General features: G+C 46.1%; 9 protein-coding genes. 1 reads left to right on the forward strand and 8 read right to left on the reverse strand.

The features are described from left to right. Positions 1 to 173 precede the first annotated feature (173 nt). The 3 genes from NI464_RS10775 to ompR form a co-directional block, all read right to left on the reverse strand. Positions 174 to 1,691 carry an acetyl-CoA hydrolase/transferase family protein gene (locus NI464_RS10775; protein WP_004647324.1) on the reverse strand — a complete coding sequence of 506 codons (1,518 nt, stop codon included), beginning with the start codon at positions 1,689 to 1,691 and terminating at the stop codon, positions 174 to 176. 205 nt (positions 1,692 to 1,896) lie between these two features. Then, on the reverse strand, positions 1,897 to 3,357 hold the full coding sequence (locus NI464_RS10780; RefSeq protein ID WP_253138360.1) for an ATP-binding protein: 1,461 nt from the start codon (positions 3,355 to 3,357) through the stop codon (positions 1,897 to 1,899). Positions 3,358 to 3,602: 245 nt separating this feature from the next. Beyond that, a complete protein-coding gene (gene ompR / locus NI464_RS10785; RefSeq protein WP_004278590.1) occupies positions 3,603 to 4,367 on the reverse strand; it encodes an osmolarity response regulator transcription factor OmpR in 765 nt (254 codons plus the stop codon). A 335-nt stretch (positions 4,368 to 4,702) separates the two neighbouring features. Between ompR and NI464_RS10790 the strand changes: the two genes are divergently transcribed. Then, a complete protein-coding gene (locus NI464_RS10790; protein WP_253138362.1) occupies positions 4,703 to 7,057 on the forward strand; it encodes a Tex family protein in 2,355 nt (784 codons plus the stop codon). A gap of 58 nt (positions 7,058 to 7,115) precedes the next feature. Here NI464_RS10790 and NI464_RS10795 read toward each other — a convergent pair whose 3' ends face one another. The 5 genes from NI464_RS10795 to ubiE form a co-directional block, all read right to left on the reverse strand. Continuing rightward, positions 7,116 to 7,433 (reverse strand): hypothetical protein, encoded by a 318-nt coding sequence (locus NI464_RS10795; protein ID WP_005245842.1) that lies wholly within the window; start codon positions 7,431 to 7,433, stop codon positions 7,116 to 7,118. 60 nt (positions 7,434 to 7,493) lie between these two features. Next, entirely contained in the window at positions 7,494 to 8,573 is a 1,080-nt protein-coding gene (locus NI464_RS10800) for a patatin-like phospholipase family protein (RefSeq protein ID WP_253138364.1), read from the reverse strand. 156 nt (positions 8,574 to 8,729) lie between these two features. Then, a complete protein-coding gene (locus tag NI464_RS10805) occupies positions 8,730 to 10,349 on the reverse strand; it encodes an ABC1 kinase family protein (RefSeq protein WP_253138366.1) in 1,620 nt (539 codons plus the stop codon). 12 nt (positions 10,350 to 10,361) lie between these two features. Continuing rightward, complete coding sequence (locus NI464_RS10810; protein ID WP_180038614.1) at positions 10,362 to 11,039, reverse strand: ubiquinone biosynthesis accessory factor UbiJ; 678 nt, start codon at positions 11,037 to 11,039, stop codon at positions 10,362 to 10,364. Positions 11,040 to 11,051: 12 nt separating this feature from the next. Further along, positions 11,052 to 11,996, reverse strand: a complete 945-nt coding sequence (gene ubiE, locus NI464_RS10815; RefSeq protein WP_004647333.1) for a bifunctional demethylmenaquinone methyltransferase/2-methoxy-6-polyprenyl-1,4-benzoquinol methylase UbiE — start codon at positions 11,994 to 11,996, stop codon at positions 11,052 to 11,054. Positions 11,997 to 12,040 lie beyond the last annotated feature (44 nt).

The raw sequence follows: 12,040 nt of genomic DNA on the forward strand, positions 1-12,040 counted from the left end.
GCCCTTGAGCATCAGAAGTGTATTTCTACAGCAGATCGGCAGGATAAATAAAAGAAGAAAGAGTAGGTGATAGCCAGATGGCTTCCTTAATATAATCAGGTTCTGACTATTCAAAAAAAATATAAAAATGCCATAAAAAAACGCCCCGTAGGGCGTTTTGTGAATGCAGTCAATTATGCAGTTTTTACTGCAGCTTCAACAGCAAGCATGTGACCATTTTCTTCGAAGTTTGAGTGCCAAGAAAGCGCTTCACGAAGAAGATGAGGGGTATGGCCGCCTTTTGCACATGCACGGTCAAAGTAATCATTCAACGCATCGCGGTACATTGGGTGCGCACAGTTATCAATCACTGCACGTGCACGCTCACGCGGAGCCAAACCACGAAGATCCGCAAGACCTTGTTCAGTCACTAGGATATCAACATCATGTTCCGCATGGTCGATATGTGAAGCAAATGGCACTACAGAAGAGATGTCACCACCTTTCGCGATGGATTTGGTCACGAAGATCGCCAAATGCGCATTACGTGCGAAGTCACCTGAACCACCAATACCGTTCATCATTTTGGTACCACATACGTGAGTTGAGTTCACGTTACCGTAAATATCAAACTCAAGTGCAGTGTTGATGCCGATAATACCTAAACGACGTACCAGTTCAGGATGGTTTGAAATTTCCTGTGGACGTAATACCAGTTTGTCTTTGTATTGTTCAAGGTTGTTAAATACTTTTTCGCCATATTTAGCAGAAAGCGTAATAGACGAACCTGAAGCAAACTTCATCTTACCTGCATCGATCAATTCAAAAGTACAGTCTTGCAGAACTTCTGAGTACATGATCAGGTCTTCGAAGTTTGAATCTTTCAGACCCGTCAATACGGCATTTGCAATTGAACCGATCCCTGCTTGAAGAGGTCCGAGGTTTTTCGGTAGACGGTCTTCAGCCACTTCTTTTTCAAAGAAAGCGATCAAATGGTTGGCAATGCTTTGCGTCTCATCATCTGGTGCGGTTACAGTAGATGGAGAGTCGTGCAATTCGCTGTTAAATACGATACCAACAATTTTAGATGGATCGATATTGATCGCATGCGTACCAATACGCTCATCAACTTGAGTCAATGGAATCGCTTGACGCGTTGGACGATACGTCGGGATGTAGATATCGTGCAAGCCTTCAAATGCCGGGCTTAAATTCGTATTGATTTCTACAATCACTTTTTCAGCAAAAATCGCAAAGCTTGCAGAGTTACCAACAGATGTTGTTGGAATGATGCCGCCATCTTCAGTAATTGCTACGGCTTCGATGATCGCAACGTCTGGTTTTTTCAACTGCAGGTTACGCATTTGCTCAACAGTTTCAGACAAGTGCTGGTCAATGAACATCACTTCGCCGTTGTTGATCGCTTTACGTAAAGTATTGTCTACCTGGAACGGTAAACGACGTGCCAATACACCAGCTTCAGTCAGTTGTTTGTCTAGATCGTTCCCTAGTGATGCACCAGTAATTAACGTGATCTTTAATGGATTTGCTTTTGCCTGTTGAACCAAAGCTAAAGGAACCGCCTTCGCTTCACCAGCGCGAGTAAAGCCACTCATACCCACAGTCATGCCATCTTGGATGAATTCAGCCGCTTGTTCAGGGCTGATGACTTTGTTGTGTAGGGAGGCTAAACGGATACGATCTAAAGACATTTTAACTCTCATTAATTCTTAAACTATGATACGGATTGTACCGCTCAAAAAATGTATTGTGCATAGGTGTTAGGCTAAGGTCTAATTTTTTAGCTAAATGTAAGTATAATAAAAAATGATGATTTTTAAATGATTGAATTCGTGAACTATAAAATGAATTGTATAGAAAAACTAAAAAGTCATTTGTTGAATTAATGATCACTTATTAAAAGTGATCAGTCAAAGTTTGGCGAATTTTATCGAGTGTAGTGGCTGGGGGAAGTGTCTCTGGGTTCTCTTGATTCACGGGTAGTGAAATGATAGCTTCAAGCCCACCTTCAGGACGATTATGGATACGCAATTGACCATGGTGAATATCGACAATCCGTTTCACAATGGCCAGTCCCAAGCCGCTGCCTTGTACCGTTCTTGCCGAATTGCCCCGAACAAAAGGCTGCATCAAGGCTTCGATCTGATCTTCCGGGATGCCTTCGCCATGGTCTGCCACACAAATCAACAGTTGATCTTCTTCAACATGGGCAGAAAGCTCAATTGGTTCGGAACCATAACGTTTCGAGTTATTGATCAGATTACCAATCAGTCTTTTCAGCGACATGCTGCGCGCCTGAATGGTCGGTATTTCTTGCGGAGTGAAACGGATATCTAGCGGTTTAAACTGCTTGACCAGTTCCTGTAGCAGTACATTGACATTGGTGTCCTGCGGTTCTTCATCGGAACCGTCGCGCATATAGGAAATGAACTGATCCAGAATCGCGTCCATATCTTCGACATCATAAATCAGACCTTCTTTGAGAAAGTCTTCATCTGGCATCATTTCGGCACTGAGGCGGATCCGGGTTAAGGGCGTGCGCAAGTCATGTGAAATTCCGGCCAGCATAATTCGGCGTTCCCGCTCGGTCTGATCCAGCGTATAAATCATCTGATTAAAGGCATGATTCACTTGACGGATTTCCAGTGGACCATGATTGGTATCCAGATAGGGCGCCGAACCGATTCGGCTATAACTGTTGGCGGCGTTCTGCAAACGGCGTAAAGGACGGTTGAGCTGACGCACCAAGGTCAAAATAATGATGCCGACAATAATCGGCGTGCCAAGCAACCAGCCCAAAATCAGTTCATTGCTATAGTTGGCATACGTCTTTAAAGGTTCCTGTACCCAGTGACCATTCATTTCAGGGGTCTGGATCCAGATACGTGGACTCGGCTTAAACTGGAAATAGACCGTGGCTTGTTCGATGCGTAATTCTTTGGCCAGTTTGGTTTCGATCTGCCGGGTAAAAAACTCTGCAATCAGCTTTTCTCGAACCGTGGGATATTCTGCCGGATTGGTGACATATTCAATGCCGACCCGATTTCTTAACCAGTCATCGATATCGACTTCCTGCTGTTTATGATACAGGCGCAGATCGGGATTGTTGAGAATTTCCAGTTCCATGGCCAGATAACGCGCATGTTGTTGGATTTCAGGTAAAAACAGGGTACGCCAAAAGAACCACAAGGACATGAATAGGCTGAAACAGACCACAAAAACCACCAGTACCGTGGTACGCATGGCAGCAGAACGCGGCTTGATCTTGTCGAGAAAGCGTTCCCAGCGGGTACGCTTTTTTTCCGAGTAGCTGACAAAATCGGTAAATTTTTGTGGATCGATGGGGTCGAGTTTCACACCAGCTCCTTGTAGGCATTTTCCAAATTGAGCAGTAATAATATTTGTAATGGAATCTTACTGCTTGAACCTTCGATGGAAGGAGCTTGTTGTGTTACTTTTTTTGAAAAAAGTAACCAAAAAACTTTGCCATTCGCTGAACTCGCGCATTTGTATACGAGCCTTTAAAGAAGGGAGGCTCAAACAGCAGCGAATGACTTTTAGGGACAATAGACTGGGGTAATCTTTATCCTATAATTTTTCCTTTATTCAGCACCATCTGGAACAAAGACATAACCCACACCCCATACGGTCTGGATATAACGTGCACGGGCTGGATTTTCTTCCACTAAACGGCGTAAACGTGACACCTGAACATCAATTGAACGTTCCATAGCACCCCATTCACGGCCACGCGCCAGATTCATCAGCTTGTCGCGGGTTAATGGTTCACGTGGATGCTGCACCAGTGCTTTCAGTACCGCAAACTCACCGGTAGTGAGTGTTACCACTTGGCCTTCACGGGTAAGGGTGCGGGTAGATAGATCCAGTGACCATGGACCAAAAGAAACTACTTCCATCTGCTGGCTTGGTGCACCTGGCACTTCGCGTACCTGACGACGTAATACCGCACGAATACGTGCCAATAGTTCATTCGGGTTAAACGGTTTAGGCAGGTAATCGTCGGCACCTGCTTCTAAACCGGCAATACGGTCAGAATCGCTACCACGAGCGGTGAGCATAATGATAGGCGTATCGATATTGGATTGGCGTAAACGACGACAGATACTCAAGCCATCTTCGACCGGAAGCATAAAGTCGAGCACGATCAGAGAAAACAGTTCCCGCTGTAAAAGTCGATCCATCTGCGTGGCATCATGTGCAGTTTTAACCACAAAGCCTTTATCTTCGAGAAAACGCTGTAATAGGGTACGCAGACGAACATCATCATCAACCACCAGGATCCGTTCGACCCGGTCCGTTTCGGTATGTACGGCATCGGCTTTTTCAGCAGGTACAACTAAACTCATGAGATGCTCCTTTATTCTTTATTGTCATCATAAACAAAAATCAAATAGGCTTTGAGTATACGATTCATTGATATTAATTGACTATGCTCTAAAGCACCAAATATTGCAGTTAAAATCAAGACATAGATACCAAATATATACATCTAAATGAGCAAAAAATACGATTTTAAGCTGGATAAAAAGCAAAGTTCATACAAACTTTATCGGGAAAAGCAGAAAACTGTGGCACTTCATAATATAAAGATGAGGTAAATTAATAAAAACAATGGTGGATTTTATAGACCCGGTCTTTATAATCATGCCATTTAGTACTTATCCTTGTGGGATCAAACACGATGACTGACTTAGTTCAGCAGTTGGCAAAAGAACTTGCCGTACGTCCAAATCAAGTTGAGGCTGCCATCAAGCTTATTGATGAAGGTGCCAGTGTTCCTTTTATTGCACGTTACCGTAAAGAAGTAACGCAAGGCTTAGACGATACGCAACTACGTCAACTCGATACGCGTTTATCATACTTGCGTGATTTGTATGAGCGCCGTGAAAAGGTGATTGAATCACTCAAAGAACAAGATAAATTATCTGATGATTTATTGGCGCGTGTGAATGCCGCTGAAACCAAAAATGCATTAGAAGAAATTTACGCGCCGTACCGTCCAAAACGTACCAGTAAATCATTCAAGGCCAAAGAAGCCGGTCTAGGCCCGATTGCCGAAAAAATCTTTAATGAAGCCGTTGATCCAGCTGAAGCTTTGGTGGGTTTTAGCCATGAAGATTACCCAGATACTGAAAGCCAGCTTGATGCGATCCAGCACATCCTGATTGATGACTGGGCGCAAAATATCGCGCTGACCACTGAACTTAAAGCGACATTTGCAAAAACTGCCGTGCTGAAAAGTTTGGTTGCCAGTGATGAGAAAAAAGAAGTCGGTAAAAAATTCCGTGATTATTTCGATTTCTCTGAAAACTTGAATAAAGTGCCTTCACACCGTTTATTGGCGATGCTGCGTGGCCGTCAAGAAAACGTTTTAGGCCTGAAAGTGGATGGCGAAGATGATGCCCCGTTGGCGCGTATTGAAACTGAATACAATCTTGAAACTGTTCAGCCACAAGCGCGTCAGGATTTCTTGAAGCAAACTGCAAAACTATTTTGGCTCGGTAAAGTTCGTCCAACGATCGAACATTCATTGCTGACTGAAAAACGTCTGGCTGCTGAAACAGAAGCGATGAACGTCTTTGCTGAAAACCTGCGTCATTTACTGCTTTCTGCACCTGCAGGCGCACGTACCACTTTGGGCGTGGACCCGGGTATCCGTACCGGTGTGAAACTGGCGGTAGTGAACGAGTCTGGTGATGTTCTTGCACACAGCACGATTTATCCATTTGCACCAAAAGACGATAAAGAAGGTTCACTGGCCGAGCTGGCGCGTTTATGCCGCGAGTTCAATGTTGACCTGATCGCGATTGGTAATGGTACTGCAAGCCGTGAAACTGAAGCTTTAGTTGCTGAAATGATGGCTGCGAACAGTGATCTGAAAATGACGCGTGTTTCTGTATCTGAAGCAGGTGCATCGGTATATTCAGCATCTGAACTAGCTTCACAGGAACTGCCTGAACTAGATGTATCTATTCGTGGTGCGGTATCGATTGCACGCCGTTTACAAGATCCACTAGCAGAACTGGTGAAAATCGATCCGAAATCGATTGGTGTGGGTCAGTATCAACATGACGTGAACCAGACCGGTCTGGCGAAAACCCTTGAAGCGGTCGTTGAAGACTGTGTGAACTCAGTGGGTGTGGATGTAAATACTGCATCAGCAGCAATTCTGGGTTATATCGCGGGTCTGAATAAATCGATCGCACAGCAAATTGTGGAATTCCGTAAGGAAAATGGTCGTTTTGACAATCGTCAGTCTTTGAAAAAAGTACCACGTTTAGGCGAGCGTACTTTTGAGCAGGCTGCGGGCTTCTTGCGTATTCAAGATGGTACAGAACCACTGGATGCGTCTGCAGTTCACCCTGAGTCATATGCTTTAGTGAGCAAAATTGTTGAAGCAAAAGCAACGACTGTAAAAGACATCATTGGCAATACTGAAATCATTCGCCAAGTGAATGCAGAAGAATTTGCAGACGAGAAATTTGGTCTGCCGACGATTCAAGACGTATTGGCTGAACTGGAAAAACCGGGCCGTGACCCGCGTCCAGAATTCCGCACTGCTAAATTCCGTGATGACATTACTGAAGTTGCGCAATTGTCTGAAGGCATGCAACTGGAAGGTGTAGTCACTAACGTGACTAACTTCGGTGCATTTGTCGATGTGGGCGTGCATCAAGATGGTTTGGTACATATTTCTGAACTTGCCAATGAATTCGTCGCTGATCCGCATAAAGTGGTGAAACCGGGTAAAATCGTACAAGTCCGTGTTTTGAATGTGGATGCTGAACGTAACCGCGTGAATCTGTCGATGCGTCCTGAAGGTTCTGAAGCGCCGGCGAAAGCACCACGTCAGCCACGTCGCGAGAACAATGAGCCACGTGGTGAACGTAAGCCTCAGGGTAAACGTCCACAGCAAGGACGTCCGCAAGGTGATCGCCCTCAGGGTAAGAAACCTCAAGCGGCTAAACCACAAGAGCAAAAAATTGGTGGTTTGGGTGCATTGCTATTGCAAGCAGGGATTAAAGGTTCTAAATAATTTTCAGATATCTTTAATTTAAAAAAACCTCCCAATTGGGAGGTTTTTTATTGGATCATTATGAGTTAATCATCGGCACAATCCAGCTGGTGATAATCAGCAAAATACCGAGATGCCCCAATTTTCGTGTCACATAGACCAGTTTAGATGGTGGCTGTTCCAGTCTTTTTGCATATTCTTCCATGCTAATGCCGGGCTTGCCTTTACTGGTAAATAAAAATACCGCCAGGTCGATACAGATCAGAATCGTACCGATATCAGCGACCAACTCCATCAGGACAAAATCCTGGCTATACAGCGACATGCTGACGCTATAAATCAGATAAATGGCAAAGGCCAGACATAGGTATTGCAGGACAACTAAAAACTTCTGCATAAATTTCAACAGTTCACAAAATTAAAGCAATTATACAAATAATCGGGCAGCTGCGGCCAATTACAAGGCCTGCATCACCTCAGCAAAATTCTGCTTCTCGACCAGTTCCAGAAATTCATCGCCCAGACGCTGACTTTCCGCAATACATTGCTTCCACAGCTGAATCCGTTGGGTTTGATCCAAACCTTTTAAGTTAAAGTCTTTACGATCAGGCAAACGACCCAAAGGCAAACTTTGCAGATATTGCTGCGATGGAGAAAGCAGCAAAGTTCGTGCCTGATTTTCCGGATTTGAGGTACGTTTAAATAACTTGTCGAACCAGCCAGGGGTAATGCTATCGGTAAAATGTGGATACAGCACAATGCCTTTGCTCTGAAAGGGCAGGTCAATGTGATAGTCAATCAGGCCACCATCACGATAATAACCCTGCGGTGCATCCGGAATATTGTTCACCGCTGCCATTACCCCGGGAATAGAGGCTGAAGCCATCAGCCAAGACAACACACTCTGTTCGGTCAGTGCATGATAATGCGTGGTAAATCCATCTTCAGCGATTTTAAACTGTTCACCGATATTGGGCTGGCTGATCACACGTTGCATGAAATAACGGCTGTGCCGGCGCGCGACTGCGGTCGTTCCAAGAATTCCAGCCACAGAAGCCAGCAACGGCAATGCCTTGTCACTCTGGAAAATGTGTTGGGCTTTAATTGAAATGACTGCGAGATGATAATCTGGATGATTGACTAGATCGTTTTCTTTGCCTTGTACCAGATCCAGCAGCATGCCACGGCAAACTTCGCTGACATCCTGACGGGTCATTTTTTTATGAAAATAGAGGTTGGTATACAGCTCACCCAAACGTTCGGTTCCCTGTTGAACTCCATGTGCAGCCATACTGGCAAAACGCCAGCTGCCAATCGAAGAACCCACCAAAGTTCTACGCTGAGGTGCACGTGGAAAAAAATCACCAAAAATCGCCTGATCCAGTCCTTGGATCCCGATGCCTTTTGGGCCACCTGCAGCACCAGGTACAATATCGACCTGTTCGGGTTGCAAACCTTGTTGCAGAATCAGCTCACGTGCCAGATGGCCGGCACGAATCGTCAGCGCAGGCGCACGTTTTTGTAAAATCTGTACCATGGTTGAACCTATACTAGCCAAATGTGTGCTTATTTTAAGCGATAGGTCTTAGAACCCAATGGCAAGATATGTCCTAAGGTGACTTTGGAGTCATCCTCATCTTTAAGATATAAAAAAAGCCTGAGACTATTCAGGCTTTTTGCATATGTAAATCGCTTATTTCGCAATTCGCCAGACGGCGAGCACACTTGCCAACACAATCAGAATCACCGACACAAACCATGGTGAAATAATTGCAATCGCCAGCAGAATGGCCATGACACTGCCGAACATCCAGCTACGCTTCTGTTGATGTTCCATTTGCAGGCGCATGCTGTGTAATTCATTGAGCTGTTTGGCATGCCAAGCTGACTGGTTTTTTAAACCGTTTAAGCTGTCGATCATCAGGGTCGGTAAATCCTGCGCCCCTAAAAGCAGATCCGGGATTTTCTGTCCCAGTTCTTTCAGGTTCTTTTGCGGATTCATCTGGGCCTTGATCCAGTCCGTCAGAATTGGTTTAGCCAGACTCCAGATATCCAGTTCAGGATACAAGTCGGTTCCCAGACCTTCGACATGCACCAAAGTTTTTAGCAGCAACATCAATTGAGGTGGAATTTCGAGATGAAAACGACGCGCGATATCCATCACTTCAATCAGAATGCCGGCAAAGTCCAATTCATGCATCGGTTTGGACACCATCGGCCCCACACTGCGGCGCATTTCACGTGCCAAAGCATCCTGATCAGTCCCCGGTGGAATCCAGCCAGCCTGATGCACCACCTGAATCAGCTGCATAAAGTCACTGTTCATGACCGCCAGTAGCATGCGTGCTACGGTCATCTGGTCGTGTTTGGACAGCTCGCCCATAATCGCGCAGTCCAGCGCAATAAAACGCGGATTGGCTGGATTGATGGTTTCTACAAAGACATTTCCCGGATGCATGTCAGCATGGAAGAAGTTATCGCGGAAGACCTGAGTAAAGAAGATGGTTAGACCTTTACGCGCCAGATCGGCACGATCCATGCCCAACCGGTCAAAGGTCGCGATATCTGAAATCGGCACCCCAGTAATGCGCTCGGCCACCAGCACGTCTTTGCTGTCCATGTAAATTTCCGGCACATACATCATGCTCGAGCCGGTAAAGTGATGGCGCATACGGCGGGTATTGTCTGCTTCCAGCGTCAGATCCAGCTCATTCAGAATAATCTGGCGGTAATCCTGAATGATTTCCGATAAATGTAGGGCACGTGCTGCTTCCAGACGTTTTTCCAAAAATTGACCGAGCCATTCCAGAATTTCAAAATCCTGCAAAATCTGCTGACGAATATTCGGGCGGGTGACTTTAACCACCACTTCACGGCCATCATGCAAGGCAGCCGTATGCACCTGAGCAATCGAAGCTGCAGCCAGTGGCTGGGTATCGAAACGCGCGAATAGGGTATTTACATCAGCTTTCAGGGATTCCTGAATGCGCATCTTGGCTACGTCATTATCAAACGGCTTGACCCGGTCTTGTAGCAAGACCAGTTGCTGTAAAACTTCAGGTGGAATCAGGTCACGACGGGTCGAGAGCAGTTGACCGAGCTTGATCGCCAACGGCCCCATTTCTTCTAAAGCCAGTTTCAGCTTGAGTGGATTTTTACGTTCACGACTGGACCAGGCGGCCGGATGCATCCGGATGAGGAATAGCACATGCCGGGATTTTTCTGGTAATTCTTCCGCAGGAAACAACGTGTCGAGTCGATAGTGCGCGGCGATGCGCCAAAGTTCGAGTAAACGTGAAACATGCGGAATCATAAAGCTGTGTACCTAGTCTTGAGTAGAATTGTTTGAGGCATCGATTTGAGCCTGAAGCTGATGGATTTTCGCTTCAACCCGATCTAAATTTTGATTCAGGATACGGGTGTCCTGATTCAGGTCATCCATTTGCCAGCGTGGGGCAAACAGACCACTGTCTTCTTTTAAGGCATCTTCAGCAAAGAATAATTGACTTTGCAGGGTGCGTTTTAGCTGCTTGGGCAGCAGTTGCAATTTACCAATTTCATGCGCTAGTGTCGGCCCAACCCAGGGACTTAAGTGTGCTGCCAGATCCAGTTCCGCCTGTTGCATGATGCGCTGGATTTCCTGCAATAATTTGTAGTCGCCTTGCAATGGAATATTGCCGACTTCATCGGAAAGCAGCAGCTTGAGTAATTCCACCACATTGCTGACCTGCAAGGTTGCTGTCGCTTCGGTGATTGTCGCGGAACTTGCGTCAAATGGACGTTGTTCAAAGACCGAAGGTGTTTCGGTATGACCGGTTGCCGTTGGTTCCAGACGAACTTTGCCTTCATCAAAAAACACATCAACCGAAAGCTGCGGCGAGGCGATCACCACCCGCAGCATTTTGCCGGACAGGGCATTCAGCTGGATGCGGGTAATGGCATCCAGATCAATCACATGATGAATCACGCGTTCAACAGCACCGAGTACCAAAATTGACCACATAGGCAAGGAACCTTAAAGTTTGAAACCGCGGTGAACCGCAACAATCCCACCAGTCAGGTTGTGATAGTCACAATTCTGGAAGCCGGCATTTTCCATCATGCCTTTTAGGGTGCGCTGGTCCGGATGCATACGGATCGATTCAGCTAGGTATTTATAGCTTTCTGCATCATTGGCAATGATTTTACCCATGATTGGCAATGCCGTGAACGAATAAAGATCATACAGCTTAGAGAATGGCTCGAACACCGGTTTAGAGAATTCCAGCACCAGTAAACGGCCACCTGGCTTAAGGACACGATACATCGCAGCAAGTGCCGCATCTTTATCAGTCACGTTACGCAGACCGAAAGAAATCGTTAAAAGATCGAAGCTGTTGTCTGCAAATGGTTCTAAGGTTTCGGCATTGGCCAGAACGAAATCGACATTGGTACAGCCCGCATCAATCAGACGGTCACGACCGACATTCAGCATGGATTCGTTAATATCAGACAGTACCACATGACCCGTCGGGCCCACTTCGCGGCTAAAGACTTTAGCCAAGTCGCCAGTACCACCCGCGATATCCAGCACATGCTGGCCACGGCGTACACCTGACATATTGATTGCAAAACGCTTCCACAGGCGATGAATACCAAAAGACATCAGATCATTCATGATGTCGTATTTGCTCGCCACCGAGTGGAACACTTCTGCGACTTTCTGGGCTTTTTCTTCGCTGTTGACAGTTTGATAGCCAAAGTGCGTGGTTGAGCCGACGTTGCCTGTATTGGCACCGCGTGGCAGATTGTATTTAGGCACAGTACCCGTCACAGGCGTGTCAGTCAGACGTTGTTCTAAAGATTGTTGCTGACCTTGCGGGGTGCCTTGTGGAAGGGGTTCAGTTAAGAATGGGCTCACTTTGTCTGTCTGTTGTGCCGACTCGGGGGTAGGGGTAGGCGTTGTATTTTCATTCGACATTGGAGTCACTCCTAACATATCAATCGGGTTAATCTTGCATTGTC

It is taken from the genome of Acinetobacter lwoffii (assembly GCF_024129685.1).
In the GTDB taxonomy this organism is placed as follows: domain Bacteria; phylum Pseudomonadota; class Gammaproteobacteria; order Pseudomonadales; family Moraxellaceae; genus Acinetobacter; species Acinetobacter lwoffii_X.

What these genes read in the sequence shown, in the direction of transcription:
- NI464_RS10775 (WP_004647324.1), bottom strand. Translation starts at nt 1,691, where the DNA reads ATGTCTTTAGATCGTATCCGTTTAGCCTCCCTACACAACAAAGTCATC.
- ompR (WP_004278590.1), bottom strand. Translation starts at nt 4,367, where the DNA reads ATGAGTTTAGTTGTACCTGCTGAAAAAGCCGATGCCGTACATACCGAA.
- NI464_RS10790 (WP_253138362.1), top strand. Translation starts at nt 4,703, where the DNA reads ATGACTGACTTAGTTCAGCAGTTGGCAAAAGAACTTGCCGTACGTCCA.
- NI464_RS10795 (WP_005245842.1), bottom strand. Translation starts at nt 7,433, where the DNA reads ATGCAGAAGTTTTTAGTTGTCCTGCAATACCTATGTCTGGCCTTTGCC.
- NI464_RS10800 (WP_253138364.1), bottom strand. Translation starts at nt 8,573, where the DNA reads ATGGTACAGATTTTACAAAAACGTGCGCCTGCGCTGACGATTCGTGCC.
- NI464_RS10805 (WP_253138366.1), bottom strand. Translation starts at nt 10,349, where the DNA reads ATGATTCCGCATGTTTCACGTTTACTCGAACTTTGGCGCATCGCCGCG.
- NI464_RS10810 (WP_180038614.1), bottom strand. Translation starts at nt 11,039, where the DNA reads ATGTGGTCAATTTTGGTACTCGGTGCTGTTGAACGCGTGATTCATCAT.
- ubiE (WP_004647333.1), bottom strand. Translation starts at nt 11,996, where the DNA reads ATGTCGAATGAAAATACAACGCCTACCCCTACCCCCGAGTCGGCACAA.